We start from the raw sequence: 16243 nt of genomic DNA on the forward strand, positions 1-16243 counted from the left end.
AGGGGGTGGAGGTGTTCATGCCGCCTGAACCTGGGCGGCAGGCAGGGCGCGGGGCGGCAGCCCGGCCACCGCCAGCGCGATCGCGCGGATGTGGTCCGGCGTGGAGCCACAGCAGCCGCCGACCAGGTTGAGCAGGCCATCTTCGGCAAAGCCACGCAGGGTGGCGGCCATTTCCTCGGGTGTTTCGTCGTACTCACCGAATGCATTGGGCAGGCCGGCGTTGGGGTGGGCACTGACGTAGCAGTCCGACACCTGCGACAGGGTTTCCACGTGCGGACGCATGGCATCGGCGCCGAGTGCGCAGTTCAGGCCGATCGACAACGGCCGTGCATGCGCGAGTGACGCCTGGAACGCCTCGGCGGTCTGTCCGGACAGGGTGCGCCCGGAAGCATCGGTGATGGTGCCGGAAATCATGATCGGCAGCCGCGCGCCACGTGCATCGAAGGCCTCCTCGATGGCGTACAGCGCAGCCTTGGCGTTGAGCGTATCGAAGATGGTCTCGACCATGATCGTGTCGGCGCCACCATCGATCAGGCCATCGATGGCTTCGCGGTAGGTGCCGCGCAGCTCATCGAAACTGGTGTTGCGGAAGCCGGGATCATTGACGTCCGGACTGATCGAAGCGGTGCGGCTGGTCGGGCCGAGCACGCCGATGACGAAGCGCGGCTTGTCCGGTGTGGTGGCCGCCACCGCATCGCAGCAGGCACGTGCGACGGCCGCACCCGCCTTGTTCAGCTCGTACACCAGGTGTTCGAGGTGGTAGTCGGCCTGGCTGACGGAGGTGGCGTTGAAGGTGTTGGTTTCCACCAGGTCCGCGCCCGCTTCCAGGTAGGCGGTGTGGATGCCGGCGATGACCTCCGGCCGGGTCAGCAGCAACAGGTCGTTGTTGCCCTTCAGGTCGTGGCCTTCGGGTGTGCCGCCGTGGTCGCAGCCGGGCCCATGGGCGTGGTCGTAACCGCCGGCGAAGCGCTCGCCCCGGTAATCCTCTTCCTGCAGCCCGTGGCGCTGGATCATCGTGCCCATCGCGCCGTCGATGATCAGGATCCGATCACGCAGGGCAGCGAGCAGCGATTCCACGCGTTCCGGGTGCAGCCAGGGCAATGCGGGCATGTCGACCTCAGGGTTTGTTGGCGATCAGCGAGATCACTTCGAAATGCGGCGGGCGCTTTTCGCGGGTGACCGTTTCCAGGTTGGAGACCTGCAGGCCGGCCTTGTCGACGAACTTCTTCAGCTCCTTGTCGCTGAAGCCGAGGTTGACATGGCCATAGGCATCGACCGCGGCCTTGTGCTCGTGGCGGGCCAGGCTGCACAGCAGCAGGCGACCGCCCGGGCGCAGTACGCGCGCGGCTTCGGTGACCGCCTGCGCCGGCTTGCTGGCGTAGGTCAGGGCGTGCATCAGCACCACAAGGTCGAAGCTGCGGTCCTTGAAGGGCAGGGCATGCATGTCGCCCTCGCGGACTTCCACGTTCGGCAGGCGGCGCAGGCGTTCGCTGGCGGCGGCCACCACGCGCGCACTGGTATCGATGCAGACATAACGCCTGGCGTGCGGGGCGACCAGTTCGGCCAGCACACCGTCGCCGGAGGCGATATCCAGCACGTCGCCGGTTTCCAGCAATGGCAGCGCGGTGCGCGCCAGCGCTTCCCAGGTGCGGCCCGGGGAGTAGTGGCGCTCCATGTCGCCGGCCACGCTGTCGGCCCAGTTCTGGTCCGCCGCGCGGTGGGCGAGCACCGCCGCTACGCGTTCAGCATCCTGGCGCAGCAACGGGTCATCGCTTCCGTTGCTCAGGGCATGCCACAATGCACGCTGCGCCGGGTCCAGCTGGGCTTCGTCGAAGCGGTAGTAGGCCGACACGCCCGCACGGCGGTCGCGCACAAGGCCGGCTTCCTTCAGGCGCGCCAGATGAGTCGATACCCGCGGCTGCGCCAACCGGGTGATGGCCGAAAGCTCGGCCACGGTCAGCTCTTCCTGCTCCAGCAGCGCCAGCAGGCGCACGCGGGTAGCATCGGCGAACACCTTCAGGCGGGTCGACCAGTCTTCCAGATCCATAAACATCTACCTATCGCGATATAGAGATATATTCGCTGACGGGGGGCTGCCCGGTCAAGCCGCCGCCAGGGTCGAGTCAGCCGCCAATGCCCCGCCCCCGGTACAATCGGCGAACCATTTTCCCGGGAGGGTGTTGTGGATTTCAGCTTTACCGAAGAGCAGTTGATGCTGCAGGACGTTGCGCGCCGGATCGCGCAGGAAAAGATCGCCCCGAGCGCGGAGCACCATGACCGTACCGGTGAGTTCCCGCTGGACAACATCCGCCTGCTGGGCGAGAACGGCCTGATGGGCATCGAAGTGCCGACCGAATACGGTGGCGCGGGCATGGACCCGATCGCGTACGTGCTGGCGATGGTGGAGGTCGCCGCCGGTGATGCTGCGCATTCGACCATCATGTCGGTCAACAATTCGCTGTTCTGCAACGGCATCCTGACCCATGGCAGCGAAGCGCAGAAGCAGAAGTACGTGCGCGCCATCGCCGAAGGCGAGGCCATCGGTGCATTCGCGCTGACCGAGCCACAGTCGGGCTCGGACGCCACTGCCATGCGTTGCCGCGCGGTCAAGCAGGCCGACGGCAGCTATGTCATCAATGGCAAGAAGAGCTGGATCACTTCCGGCCCGGTGGCCAAGTACATCGTGCTGTTCGCGATGAGCGAGCCGGACAAGGGCGCGCGTGGCATCACCGCGTTCATGATCGACACCGACAAGGCCGGTTTCGGCCGCGGCAAGACCGAACCGAAGCTGGGCATCCGTGCCTCGGCTACCTGCGAGATCGAGTTCAACGATTACGTGGCGCAGCCCGAAGACGTGCTGGGGCAGGAAGGCGAGGGCTTCAAGATCGCCATGGGCGTGCTTGACGCCGGCCGCATCGGCATTGCCTCGCAGGCGATCGGTATTGCCCGTGCCGCCTATGAAGCGACCCTGGAGTACGTGAAGGACCGCAAGGCCTTCGGTGCGGCCATCGGTACGTTCCAGATGACCCAGGCGAAGATTGCCGACATGAAGTGCAAGCTGGATGCGGCGCTGCTGCTGACCCTGCGTGCGGCATGGGTGAAGGGCGAGGGCAAGCGCTTCAGCAACGAGGCCGCCATCGCCAAGCTGACCGCTTCGGAAGCTGCAATGTGGATCACCCACCAGGCCGTACAGATCCATGGCGGCATGGGCTATTCCAAGGAAATGCCGCTGGAGCGCTACTTCCGTGATGCCAAGATCACCGAGATCTACGAAGGCACCTCTGAAATCCAGCGCCTGGTGATTGCCCGCAACGAAACCGGGCTGCGTTGATTTTCCTGCTCCGCGCCGCTGCAATGGCGGCGCGGCAGTAGATCCACGCCATGCGTGGATGGCGTTGTGCCCAGATGGCATGCCCCTCTGGCTTTCCAGGATGCATGCTGCTGCAATGCGGATCGTTTTTTCTGGAGATACCGCATGATCTACCGCGGCTGGGGCTTCATGACGCTGGTGACGCCGATCGCAGGCATCCTGTTGCTGGCGTACTTCTTCCCGCACGACGGCGCCAAGGGCAACATTCCGCTGCAGCAGGTGCTGCTGGGTGGTGGCATCGGTGCGGCAGTGAACGTGCTGCTGGGGCTGTGGCTTAACCGTGCGCCGCGGCATAAGGGTGAGGCCGCACCCCATCATTTCTTCTTCGTGCCCATGCAATGGGCCGCGCTGGTTCTCGTGGCGGTGTGCGCCCTGATCGCGCTGCTGCGCTGACACGTCGCCCTGGAGAGCGCCAACCAAGGTTGGCGGCTACCGGGCATGCCGCTGCTTGGTAGATGCCAACCTTGGTTGGCATGGATTCAAAAGCAGCAAAGAAAAAGGCCCCGGATCGCTCCGGGGCCTTTCTCGTTTCAATTTACCGCCGGATCAACGATCCGGGCGGTGGGCGCTTTCCGCATCACGCTGGCGGCCGAGGAATTCCTTCGACGGTTCATCCAGCTTGTCGCCCAGCATGCGGCGCACGACCACGAAGAACACCGGGATCATCAGCAGGCCGAGCAGGGTGGCGAACAGCATGCCGCCGATCACGCCGGTACCGATGGCGTGGCGCGAGTTGGCGCCGGCACCGGTGGAGATCGCCATCGGGATGACGCCCATGATGAACGCGAAGGACGTCATCAGGATCGGGCGGAATCGCAAGCGCGCCGCTTCGATGGTGGCATCGCGCAGGGTCTTGCCCGCCGCACGCTGCTCCACCGCGAACTCCACGATCAGGATCGCGTTCTTCGCGGCCAGGCCGATCACCGTGATCAGGCCGATCTTGAAGAACAGATCGTTCGGCAGGCCACGCATCATCGACAGGGCGAGTGCGCCCAGAACGCCAAGCGGTACCACCAGCAGCACCGCCACCGGGATCGACCAGCTTTCATACAGCGCGGCCAGGCACAGGAACACCACCACGATGGACAGCACCAGCAGCAGCGTCGCGGCGTTGCCTGCCAGGATTTCCTGGTAGGACAGGCCGGACCAGTCGTAGCCGAAGCCCGCCGGCAGGTCGTCGTTGACGATGCCTTCCATGGTCTGCATCGCTTCACCCGAGCTGGTGCCCGGTGCCTGCGAGCCGACGATGTTGATCGCCGAGTAGCCGTTGTAGCGGCTCAGCGACGGTGGTGCCGAGACCCATTCGGACTTGACCACCGTGCTCAACGGAATCATCGCGTTGGTGCCATCGGCATTGGTGGTCAGGCTGGACGGGCTGTAGAAGCTCTTCAGCGATTCCTGGCCAGTGCGGTACGGACCATCAGCCTGCATGGTCACGCGCTTGATGCGGCCTTCGTAGAAGAAGTCGTTGACGTACACCGGGGCCAGCATCAGCTGGATGGTGCTGTACACGTCCGACACCGACATGCCCATGGACTGCGCCTGCACGCGGTCCACGTGCAGCTGCAGCTGCGGGGCGTTTTCCAGGCCGTTCGGGCGCACGCCCACCAGGTGGTCCGGCTTCTGCGCGGCCTGGCCGAGCAGGATGTTGCGGGCCTGGGTCAGCTGCTCGTAACCGGCGCCGCTGCGGTCCTGCAGCCACATGTCGAAGCCACCGAACTGGCCAAGGCCCTGCACGGTCGGCAGGTTGACCACGAAGATCTGCGCTTCCTTGATGCCGTAGAACGCGCCGTTCATGTTCTGGATGAATTCCGGAGCAGTGAACTTGCGCTCTTCCCACGGCTTCAGGCGGATGAAGCCCATGCCCACGTTCTCGCCGGAGCCGACGAAGCTGAAGCCGGCCACCTGCAGCATGCCTTCATAGCCATCCTGCTTTTCCAGGATGCCGCGCATCTGTGCGAACGCTTCGTTGGTCTGGCTCTTGGTCGAGCCCGGCGGCAACTGCACGATCGCCAGTGCATAGCCCTGGTCTTCCTCAGGCAGGAAGCTGCCCGGCATGCGGGTGAACAGGAAACCGCACAGCGCGGTCAGCACCACGAACAGGATCATCCAGCGTGGTGCATGGCGCACCGCGGAGGTGATGTGGCCCACATAGGTGTGGCTGATCTTGTCGTAGTACTTGTTGAAGGTGCGGTAGACGATGTTCGGGTTGTCGTTGTGCGTCGGCTTGAGGAACGTCGCGCACAGTGCCGGGGTGAAGCCCAGCGCCAGGAACGCCGAGAACGCCATCGAGATGGCGATGGTCAGGGCGAACTGCTTGTAGATCTCACCGGCCGCACCGCCCTGCAGGGCGGAGGGGATGAACACCGCCGCCAGCACGACGGTGATGGCCACCACCGCGCCGGTGATCTGGGTCATCGCCTTCTGCGTGGCCGGCTTCGGCGCCAGGCCTTCCTCGGTCATGATGCGTTCGACGTTCTCGATCACCACGATCGCGTCATCGACCACGATGCCGATCGCCAGCACCATCGCAAACAAGGTCAGCTGGTTGATCGTGAAGCCGATCATCCACATGCCCAGGAACGTACCCAGCAGGGCCACCGGGATGACCAGGGTCGGGATCAGGGTGGCGCGGAAGTTCTGCAGGAAGATCAGCATCACCAGGAACACCAGCAACACCGCTTCGAACAGGGTCTTGACCACTTCCTGGATCGAGATCTTGACGAAGGTGGTGCTGTCATACGGCGAGAACCAGGTGACGCCGGCCGGGAAGCTGGGCTGCAGCTCGTCCATCTTGCCGCGCACCGCCTCGGCCACGTTCAGGGCGTTGGCGCCCGGCAGCAGCTGGATGGCGAAGGCGCCGGTGGGCTTGCCGTTGTACTGGGTATCGAAGCCGTAGTTGTTGGCACCGAAGGCGACGCGGGCGATGTCCTTCAACAGCACGCGCGAGCCATCGGCATTGGCGCGCAGGATGATGTTCTCGAACTCCTGCGGCGAGCTGAAGCGGCCTTCGGCCGACACCGTGGCGGTGAAGTGCTGGCCTTCCGGCGACGGGTCGGAGCCCAGCGCACCGGCGGCGAACTGCACGTTCTGCGCGCGTACCGCCGCCAGCACCTGGCTGGCCGACAGGCCATAGCCCTGCATCTTTTCCGGGTTGAGCCAGATGTTCATGGCGTACTCGGAACCGAACTGCTGGGTGCTGCCGACGCCGGGGATGCGCGAGACCTGGTCGAGCACGCGCGAACCGACGATGTCATTCAGTGCGTCACGGTTGATCGTCGGCGTATCGGACTGCAGCGCCACCACCATCAGGAAGCCGGCGTTGGCCTTGGCCACCACCACACCCTGCTGGGTGACTTCCGAAGGCAGTCGCGGCGTGGCCAGCGAGACCTTGTTCTGCACCTGCACCTGGGCGATGTCCGGATCGGTACCGGTCTCGAAGGTCAGGGTGATCGAGGCGCGGCCGTTGGAGGCCGATGAGGAGCTGAAGTACAGCAGGTGATCGATGCCGGTCAGCTGCTGCTCGATCACCTGGGTGACCGATTTCTCCGTGGTATCCGCACTTGCACCCGGGTAGGTGGCCGAGACGGTCACCTGCGGCGGGGCGATGTTGGGGTAGGACTCCACGCCGAGGTTGAGGATCGCGATCACGCCGCTGAGCGAGATCAGGATCGCCACCACCCAGGCGAAGACTGGATGTTCGATGAAAAATTTAGGCATGACGGAAGGTCCCGTTACTGCTTGTTCGATTCGGTGGCGGCCGGCTCGGCCTTGTCGGCCTGGTCAGCCTTGGCCGGTGCCTTGGCGTCGGCCGGAGCTGCGGCAGGCGCGCCCGGAGCAGCACCGCCGGCGGCAGGCTTGCCGTTGGCGTCCTGGCCCGGGGTCCACGGCTTGGCCGTGGCCGGCGTACCTTCCTTGACCTTCTGCACGCCGGCGACGACCACCTTGTCACCGGCAGCCAAGCCCTCGCTGACCAGCCAGTTGCCGTTCTGCGCGCCGTCGGTCTTGACGTTCTTGCGGACGACCTTGCCGTCGGCACCCACCACCATCACATAGCCGCCGTTGGTGTCACGCAGCAGGGCCTGCTGCGGCACCAGGTAGGCATTGTTGCGCTCGCCCAGGTTGGCCTGGAAGCTGACGAAGGCGCCCGGCAGCAGGATCTTCTGCGGGTTCGGCAGCACCGCGCGCAGCGACACCGCGCCGGTGGCCGGGTCGACCGTGGTCGAGGAGAAGTCCAGCGTGCCCGGCTCGCTGTAGGTGCTGCCGTCGGCCAGCTTGACGTTGACCGTGGCCTTGCCGTCGCCGGACAGGGCCAGGGTGCCCTTGGCCTGCTGCGCACGCAGCTGGGTCAGTTCATCCACGCTCAGCGAGAAGTTCACGTACAGCGGGTCGAGCTGGTCCACGGTGGTCAGCAGGGTCACATCGCCCTGGCCGACCAGCGCGCCTTCGGTGACCTGCTGCTTGTTGGCCACGCCACTGATCGGGGCGGTGACTTCGGTGTAGCCCAGGCTGATGCGTGAGGACGTAACGGTGGCTTCGGCCTGCTTGACCGCGGCCAGCGCGGTGCGCTCGGCCGACTCGGCATTGTCCAGGTCGGCCTTGGACACGAACTTCTGCGGCGCCAGCGAACGGGCGCGGTCAGCGGCGACCTTGGCGTTGGCGTAGGTCGCGCGGGCCGAAGCCAGCTGGGCCTCGGAGGCGTTGAGCGAGGCGCGCAGGGGCGCCGGGTCGATCAGGAACAGGGTCTGGCCCTGCTTGACCTCGCTGCCTTCCTGATAGACGCGCTTGAGCAGCACGCCGGGCACGCGGGCGCGCACATCGGCGCTGCGGAACGGCGACAGGCGACCGACCAGCTCGCGCTGCAGCGGCAGGGTCTGCGGCTTGGCGTCGATCACGCCCACCTCCGGCGGTGGGGGCGTCGGCTGTTCCGGCTTCTTGCAGGCAGCTACGGCGACAGCAACGGCGCACGTCAAGGCAAGGGTGCGGAGTGGGGCGGTCATCAGGAGGAACTCCGGGGTTGGTTTGAAGACGGGGCCGGCGAGGGCTGCGGCGCGAACGCGCGCAGGAAGCCATCGACGGAGAACTCTGCCCAGCGCCGACGCAATGCAGCGTCATCACGATGGGGGGTATGGAAGCGCTGTTTGTCGAAATCCTGACCGGCAATCATGCTCAGCAGCAGTTCGGCCATGAAGTGCGGGTCGTCATGCCGCAGCAGCCCGCGACTGCAAACGGTTTCAATCCATTCAGCAAGATGAAGTGTCAACGCGCCGGCGCCATGCCGGTACAGCGTACGCGCCTCTTCGGGAAACTGTGCTGCATCGGCGGCGATCAGGCGGCAGGCCTGGCCGACGTGGGGCTGGTTGAAGTGCTCCAGGAAGTCGGTGGCGAACTGCAGCAGGCTGCCACGCAGGTCGTCACCGCGGAGTGCACGCAGCATGGCCCCGGTGGCGTGGCCGACGTGGCGCTGCATCACCCGCCGCAGCAGGGCCTGCTTGTTGCCGTAGCGCGAGTACAGGGTCTGCTTCGAGCAGCCTGCATGCTGGGCGACCGCGTCCATGCTCATCTGCATGCCCTGTCGGGCAAGCAGTTCGCGCACGGCGTCGAACACGCGCTCATCACGCGCGTCGAGGGCGACAGGAAGGTAGGCCGGATTCACGCGGTGGACTATACCGTCCAGTTCAGGATTGTGGAATCGCGCCGATGTTGCCGCATGTGTCTTCCGGTAACACGTTTTGCCGATCCTGTCGGCAACGCTGCGCCACTGCGATGCCCATACCGGTGCGAACTGAATAGGGCGTCTAAACCGCAGCAAACCCGAATCTGGTTATTCCGTCCTGCAGCAAGGCCTTTTCGTGCGGTAGGGCTACAATTTCATTTTCCCAACTGAGCAAGCGCGCCGCTCTGCCATGAAACCGCAAAAAACCGCAGCCAAGACCGTGAAAAACAAAAGCAGACCAGTTGAGTCGGAGGTCGCAGTGACCGCTGGTTTCTCCCTGGAGCCGGTGTACACGGCCTTGCGCAAGCGTTACCCCGCGGCCGCCCAGGCCGAGGCAGTGGCATTCGCAGCCGATTTCTACAAGCGCATGGAGGCCGACGAGTTCCCCCATCACAGCGCTGAGGAGTGGGCCGCGCTCGCAGCCGAAACGCTGGAATTCGCCCGTGCCCGCAAGGCCGGCAAGGCCAATGTCCGCGTGTTCAATCCGACGGCGAAGGCCAACGGTTGGGAATCGCCGCACACCGTGCTGCAGATCATCAACGACGACATGCCGTTCCTGGTCGACACCGTGACCATGTCGCTGGCCGAGCATGGCGTTGGCGTGCATGTGCTGGGCCACCCGGTGCTGCATTTCACCCGTGACAAGGCCGGCAAGCTGACCAAGGTCGGCGAGGGCCAGCTGGAATCGGTGATGCTGCTGGAGATCGACCGCCAGCCGGCCGAAGCCATGGCAGACATCGAGCAGGCCATCAACAAGGCGCTGGATGAAGTGCGCGCCATCGTGCGCGACTGGCAGCCGATGCAGGACAAGGCGCTGGCGCTGGCCGACGACCTTGGCAGCCGCCAGCTGCCGGTCGACGCTGCCTCGCGCAAGGAAGCACAGGAATTCCTGCGCTGGGCCGCCGACAACCACTTCACCTTCTTCGGCTACCGCGAGTACCGCGTCGAGAAGCAGGGCAAGGAAGACGTGCTGGCGCCGCTGAACGACACCGGCCTGGGCCTGATGCGCGGCAAGGACAAGTCCGCTGCACGTCCGGTCAAGACCCTGGCCGCGCAGGGCCTGAACACCACGTCCGGGCTGAAGGACGCGCTGATCCTGACCAAGACCAATGCCCGTTCGCGCGTGCATCGTGCCGGTTACATGGATTACATCGGCGTGCTGGAATTCGACGCCAAGGGCAAGATCATCGGCGAACAGCGCTTCCTCGGCCTGTTCACCTCCAGCGCCTACAACCGCCGCCCGTGGGAAATCCCGCTGGTGCGCCAGCGCTACGAACACGTGATGAAGCAGTCCGGCCTGGCCGGCTCCAGCCATAGCGGCAAGGCCCTGCGCCATATCCTGGAAACCCTGCCGCGCGAAGAGCTGTTCCAGTCCAGCGAAGACGAACTGTTCCGCACCGCGATGGGCGTGCTGGGACTGCAGGAGCGTGTGCGCAGCCGCCTGTTCCTGCGTCGCGACAAGTACAGCCGTTTCATTTCCGCGCTGGTCTACCTGCCGCGCGAGCGTTTCAACACCGACGTGCGCCTGCGCATCGAAGCGATGCTCAAGGAAGCGCTGCACGGCGAGTACGTGGACAGCTCGGTGGTGCTGGGTGAATCGCCGCTGGCCCAGGTGCACCTGATCGTGCGTCCGAAGCCGGGCGAAATGCTTGACGTCGATACCGCGGAACTGGAGCAGAAGCTGGCCCAGGTGCTGCGCAACTGGCAGGACGACCTGCGCGAAGCGCTGGTCACCCGCCATGGCGAAGCCGAAGGCCTGCGCATTGCTGCGCGTATCGGCAAGGCGCTGCCGGCCGGTTACATCGAAGACAACAGCACCGCCGTTGCCGCCAACGATGTCAGCCAGCTGGATGCGCTGACCGGTCCGGACGACCTGCGCCTGAGCCTGCAGGCCGTGCCGCGCGAATCCGGCGATGGCCTGCGCCTGAAGCTGTATCGCCAGCTGGATGACATCCCGCTGTCGGACGCGCTGCCGATGATGGAAAACATGGGCCTGCGCGTGATCGCCGAGCGTCCGTACCGCCTGTCGGTGGACAACGCGCCGGTGTACGTGCAGGACTTCGAGGTCGAGTCGACCGCTGGTGCGATCGATGCGGCCAGCGTCGATGAAGCCTTCGGTGAGACCTTTGCCCGCGTCTGGCACGGCGATGCCGAGAACGATGGCTTCAACCGCCTGGTGCTGGCTGCCGGCCTGCACTGGCGCCAGGTCGCCATGCTGCGTGGCTACTGCAAGTACCTGCTGCAGACCGGCGTGCCGTTCTCGCAGGCTTACGTCGAAGGCACCTTCACCCGCTACCCGTTGCTGGCACGCCTGCTGGTGGAACTGTTCGAAGCCCGCTTCGATCCGGCCACCGGCCATGAAAGCAAGGAAGACATCGCCGCCGGCCAGGCGCAGCTGAAGGCCCACCTCGAGGTGCTGGCTGCCGGCGACGAGGCCACCCTGAAGGTGCTCAAGACCGTGGTCGACGCCCGCAAGGGTGACCGCGATGCGCAGATGCAGGCCGCGCGCGAAGCGCTGCTGAAGCTGATGGACCGCGTGTCGAGCCTGGACGAGGACCGCATCCTGCGTTCCTTCATGGGCGTGATCGATGCGACCCTGCGCACCAGCTACTACCAGACCGATGCCAATGGCCAGCACGGCCATGTCATCAGCTTCAAGTTCGATTCGGCCCTGGTGCCGGACCTGCCCAAGCCGCGCCCGTACCGCGAAATCTTCGTGTATGGCCCGCGCGTGGAAGGTACCCACCTGCGCTTCGGTGCCGTCGCCCGTGGCGGCCTGCGCTGGTCGGATCGCCGCGAAGACTTCCGTACCGAAGTGCTGGGCCTGGTCAAGGCGCAGATGGTCAAGAACACCGTCATCGTGCCGGTCGGCGCGAAGGGCGGCTTCTTCGCCAAGATGCCGCCGGTGAACGGCGATCGCGATGCGATCTTCGCCAACGGCGTGGCCTGCTACAAGCTGTTCATCCAGGGCCTGCTGGACATCACCGACAACATCGTCAACAACAAGATCGTGCCGCCGGTGGATGTCGTGCGCCATGACATGGACGATCCGTACCTGGTGGTGGCCGCCGACAAGGGCACCGCGACCTTCTCCGACATCGCCAACGGCCTGGCCATCGCGCACGGCTTCTGGATGGGCGATGCGTTCGCCTCCGGCGGTTCGGTCGGTTACGACCACAAGGGCATGGGCATCACCGCGCGCGGCGCATGGGAGTCGGTCAAGCGCCACTTCCGTGCACTGGGCCGTGACAGCCAGACCCAGGACTTCACCGCGGTTGGCGTCGGCGACATGTCCGGCGACGTGTTCGGCAACGGCATGCTGCTGTCGCGCCACATCCGCCTGGTCGCTGCGTTCGACCACCGCCACATCTTCCTGGACCCGAACCCGGATGCAGCGACCACGTTCGTCGAACGTGAGCGTCTGTTCACCGTGCCGCGTTCGAGCTGGGCGGACTACGATGCCAAGCTGATCAGCAAGGGCGGCGGCGTGTATCCGCGCAGCCTGAAGTCGATCGAGATCACCCCGCAGGTGCGTGAAGCGCTGGGCCTGGACGAGAACGTCAAGGCGCTGTCGCCGAACGATCTGATGAGCGCGATCCTGAAGGCACCGGTCGACCTGCTGTGGAACGGCGGCATCGGTACCTACGTCAAGGCTGCCAGCGAGCAGCACAGCGATGTCGGCGACCGCGCCAACAACGCCCTGCGCGTGAATGGTGGCGAGCTGCGCTGCAAGGTGGTGGGCGAGGGCGGCAACCTGGGCATGACCCAGCTGGGCCGCATCGAAGCTGCCCAGGCCGGCGTGCTGCTCAACACCGACTTCATCGACAACTCGGCCGGTGTGGATACCTCCGACCACGAAGTCAACATCAAGATCCTGCTCAACGATGTGGTGCGGGCCAAGAAGCTGACCGTCGAGCAGCGCAACAAGCTGCTGGCGTCGATGACCGACGAAGTCGCCGCGCTGGTGCTCAACGACAACTACCGCCAGAACCAGGCGCTGAGCCTGATGGAGCGGATGGCGGTCAAGCGCCTGGGGTCCAAGCAGCACTTCATCCGTACCCTGGAACAGCAGGGCCTGCTGGATCGCCAGATCGAGTTCCTGCCGTCCGATGCCGAGCTGTCCCAGCGCAAGGCACGCGGCCAGGGCCTGACCCGTCCGGAACTGTCGGTGCTGCTGTCCTACTCCAAGCTGGTGGCGTTCGCGCAGCTGCTGGATTCGGACATCCCGGAAGATCCGTACCTGTCCAAGGAACTGCAGCGCTACTTCCCGACGCCGCTGCAGAAGAAGTACGCCGACGCGATGGAGCGTCACCGCCTGAAGCGCGAAATCATCGCCACGGCTGTGACCAACCAGACCATCAACCGCATGGGCGCCACCTTCCTGATGCGCATGCAGGAAGACACCGGCCGCTCCATTGCCGAGGTAGCCAAGGCCTACACCATCAGCCGCGAAACGCTGGACGCACGCGCGCTGTGGGCACAGATCGACGCTCTTGATGGCACGCTGCCGGAGTCGGTGCAGATCGACGCGCTGGAAGTGATCTGGAAGCTGCAGCGTTCGTTCGTACGCTGGCTGCTGTCGCGCCCGGGCCCGATGCCGGGCATCACCGAGGCGGTCAACCGCTACCAGGGTCCGTTCAACGACATCCGTGTTGCTTCGGGTGTGCTGCCGGATTCGCAGCGTCCGACCTACGAAGCCCTGGTGGCCGAGTGGAAGGAAAAGGGCCTGCCGTCGGCGCTGGCACAGCAGCTGGCCGAACTGCACTTCCTGGAACCGGCGTTCGACATCATCGAACTGGCCCGTACCCGCAAGCTGAAGCCGGTGGATGTCTCCAAGATCCACTTCCGCCTGGGCGACGCCCTGCAGCTGCCGTGGCTGTTCGAGCAGATCGACGCGCTGGAGGTCAACGGCCGCTGGCACGCGGTGGCACGTGGCGTGCTGCGCGACGAACTGGCCGCACACCACCGCAGCCTGGCCGGCCAGGTGCTGGCCACCAAGGGCAGCACCGCTGAAGCCAAGGTGGCCGCGTGGATCGGTCGAGACGACAGCAGCCTGCGCTTCACGCTGGCGATGCTGGCCGAACTGGCCGAGCAGAAGACCCTCGACTACCCGACCGTTTCGGTCGCGGTGCAGCGCCTGGGTCAGCTCGCTGCCCACGGCGCGTAAGTGATGTAGTGCCAGGCCACGCCTAGCATGCGTGAACCGGAACGGCCCCGCGAAAGCGGGGCCGCTTTTTCTTGCGGACGACCGCCGGGCATGGCCCGGCGCTACCGATGTACGGCGGAGCAGGTAGCGCCGGGCCATGCCCGGCGAGCGCAGCGGCGCTCGGTTATGCTCTCCACCGAGCCTTCCCCCGGATCCACCGATGAGCGACACCCCCCGCATCGCTTTCCTGGCCAGTACCACCGAACCTGCACAGATGGCCCGTGCGGCGATGGTATCGCGCTATGGCGACCACGCCCCGGACCAGGCCGACGTGCTGTGCCCGCTCGGCGGCGATGGCTTCATGCTGCAGACCCTGCATCGTCACGGACACCTGGGCAGGCCGGTATTCGGGATGAAGCTGGGCACGGTGGGTTTCCTGATGAACCAGTACCGCGGCGACGACGACGTGCATGCGCGTATCGCCCGTGCCGAGCCGGCCCACCTGCGCCCGCTGGAAATGATGGCGCTGACCGAATCGGGTACCACCACCGGGTCGCTGGCCTACAACGACGTCTCGCTGCTGCGCCAGACCCGGCAGGCGGCGCATATCGGTATCGACCTCAATGGCCAGGAGCGGGTGGGCGAACTGATCGGCGATGGCGTGCTGGTGGCCACCCCGGCCGGAAGCACCGCCTACAACTATTCCGCACATGGGCCGGTACTGCCGTTGGGCTCGCACACCATCGCCCTGACGCCGCTGGCCCCGTATCGCCCGCGGCGCTGGCGCGGCGCCATCCTCAAGGCCGACACCGAAGTGCGCTTCCGCGTGCTCGATCCCTACAAGCGTCCGGTCAGCGTCACCGCCGATTCGCACGAGACCCGCGATGTGGTCGAGGTGACGATCCGTGAGTCGCGCGAGCACCGGGTGACCCTGCTGTTCGACCCGGAGCACAACCTCGAAGACCGGATCCTGAGCGAACAGTTCGTTTTTTGACGACAATAGGCGGCCGGCACTGCCGACCGCTTGAAGGACCCCACCGATGGGCGACAACTCCCCCCGTTTGCTGACCGTCGCGGTGACCTCGCGTGCGCTGTTCGACCTGGAAGAAAGCCATGCGCTGTTCGAGAGCGATGGCGTGGCCGCCTATGCCGAGTACCAGCGCCAGCACGAGGACGACATCCTCGGGCCGGGCGTGGCCTTCCCGGTGGTGCGCAAGCTGTTGGCGCTGAACCAGGGCGCCAGCCCCGAGAACCCGCGCGTGGAAGTGATCCTGCTGTCACGCAACTCGGCCGATACCGGCCTGCGCATCTTCAATTCCATCCAGCACTACGGGCTGGGCATCATCCGCGCGACCTTCACCGCCGGTGAGCCGACCTGGCCGTACGTGAAGCCGTTCGGCACCGACCTGTTCCTGTCGGCCAATCCGGAATCGGTGCGCAGCGCGCTTCGCCATGGCATCGCTGCGGCCACCATCCTGCCCAAGCCACCGGGCGAGACCGCTGCCGCTGCCGCCGACCAGATCGACATCACCCGCCCGGCCGGGCAGCTGCGCATCGCCTTCGATGGTGATGCGGTGATCTTCGGGGACGAGAGCGAGCGCATTTCGCGCGAGCAGGGCGTGGAAGCCTTTGGCCGGCACGAACGCGAGCGTGCACGCGAGCCACTCAGTGGCGGTCCATTCCGCGGTTTCCTCTCTGCGCTGCACACGCTGCAGGAAGTGTTCCCGGCCGGCGACAGCGCGCCCATCCGCACGGCGCTGGTGACCGCACGTTCTGCACCGGCGCATGAGCGGGTGATCCGTACCCTGCGCGAATGGGGCGTGCGCCTGGACGAGGCGCTGTTCCTTGGGGGGCGGCACAAGGGCCCGTTCCTGCAGGCATTCGGTGCCGACATCTTCTTTGACGATTCGCAGCACAACATCGACAGTGCGCGTGAACACGTAGCCGCCGGCCACGTGCCGCATGGTGTCGCCAACGAAGGGTGAGGTGGCAGCGCCGGGCCATGCCCGGC

General features: G+C 65.7%; 10 protein-coding genes. 5 read left to right on the forward strand and 5 right to left on the reverse strand.

What is annotated here, in order from left to right:
• Positions 1–15 precede the first annotated feature (15 nt).
• Together ABIA73_RS10420 and ABIA73_RS10425 are read right to left on the reverse strand one after the other, a co-directional pair.
• Positions 16–1110 carry a homocysteine S-methyltransferase family protein gene (locus ABIA73_RS10420; RefSeq protein WP_059064614.1) on the reverse strand — a complete coding sequence of 365 codons (1095 nt, stop codon included), beginning with the start codon at positions 1108–1110 and terminating at the stop codon, positions 16–18.
• A 7-nt stretch (positions 1111–1117) separates the two neighbouring features.
• Positions 1118–2047, reverse strand: coding sequence for an ArsR/SmtB family transcription factor (locus tag ABIA73_RS10425; RefSeq protein WP_025876836.1), 930 nt, complete (start codon positions 2045–2047; stop codon positions 1118–1120).
• A gap of 135 nt (positions 2048–2182) precedes the next feature.
• Between ABIA73_RS10425 and ABIA73_RS10430 the strand changes: the two genes are divergently transcribed.
• Both ABIA73_RS10430 and ABIA73_RS10435 read left to right on the forward strand, forming a co-directional pair.
• Positions 2183–3331 (forward strand): acyl-CoA dehydrogenase family protein, encoded by a 1149-nt coding sequence (locus ABIA73_RS10430; protein WP_032976311.1) that lies wholly within the window; start codon positions 2183–2185, stop codon positions 3329–3331.
• 144 nt (positions 3332–3475) lie between these two features.
• Positions 3476–3763 (forward strand): hypothetical protein, encoded by a 288-nt coding sequence (locus ABIA73_RS10435; RefSeq protein WP_032976310.1) that lies wholly within the window; start codon positions 3476–3478, stop codon positions 3761–3763.
• A 153-nt stretch (positions 3764–3916) separates the two neighbouring features.
• Here ABIA73_RS10435 and ABIA73_RS10440 read toward each other — a convergent pair whose 3' ends face one another.
• The 3 genes from ABIA73_RS10440 to ABIA73_RS10450 are packed head-to-tail and all read right to left on the reverse strand — an operon-like array spanning position 3917 to position 9026.
• Positions 3917–7090: a multidrug efflux RND transporter permease subunit gene (locus tag ABIA73_RS10440; RefSeq protein ID WP_025876842.1), complete on the reverse strand. Its 3174-nt coding sequence runs from the start codon at positions 7088–7090 to the stop codon at positions 3917–3919.
• A gap of 14 nt (positions 7091–7104) precedes the next feature.
• Positions 7105–8370: an efflux RND transporter periplasmic adaptor subunit gene (locus ABIA73_RS10445; RefSeq protein ID WP_025876844.1), complete on the reverse strand. Its 1266-nt coding sequence runs from the start codon at positions 8368–8370 to the stop codon at positions 7105–7107.
• Positions 8370–9026 (reverse strand): TetR/AcrR family transcriptional regulator, encoded by a 657-nt coding sequence (locus ABIA73_RS10450; protein ID WP_099784744.1) that lies wholly within the window; start codon positions 9024–9026, stop codon positions 8370–8372. The genes ABIA73_RS10445 and ABIA73_RS10450 overlap by 1 nt, the downstream gene beginning before the upstream one ends.
• Positions 9027–9276: 250 nt before the next feature.
• On the opposite strand from ABIA73_RS10450, the gene ABIA73_RS10455 reads away from it, so the two are divergent.
• The 3 genes from ABIA73_RS10455 (at position 9277) to ABIA73_RS10465 (ending at position 16217) form a co-directional block, all read left to right on the forward strand.
• Positions 9277–14253: an NAD-glutamate dehydrogenase gene (locus tag ABIA73_RS10455; RefSeq protein WP_354275736.1), complete on the forward strand. Its 4977-nt coding sequence runs from the start codon at positions 9277–9279 to the stop codon at positions 14251–14253.
• A gap of 199 nt (positions 14254–14452) precedes the next feature.
• Positions 14453–15226, forward strand: a complete 774-nt coding sequence (locus ABIA73_RS10460; protein WP_025876850.1) for an NAD kinase — start codon at positions 14453–14455, stop codon at positions 15224–15226.
• A gap of 46 nt (positions 15227–15272) precedes the next feature.
• Positions 15273–16217 carry a 5'-nucleotidase gene (locus tag ABIA73_RS10465; RefSeq protein ID WP_033831508.1) on the forward strand — a complete coding sequence of 315 codons (945 nt, stop codon included), beginning with the start codon at positions 15273–15275 and terminating at the stop codon, positions 16215–16217.
• Positions 16218–16243 lie beyond the last annotated feature (26 nt).

The organism is Stenotrophomonas sp. 2694, assembly GCF_040548715.1.
Taxonomy (GTDB): Bacteria; Pseudomonadota; Gammaproteobacteria; order Xanthomonadales; family Xanthomonadaceae; genus Stenotrophomonas; species Stenotrophomonas indicatrix.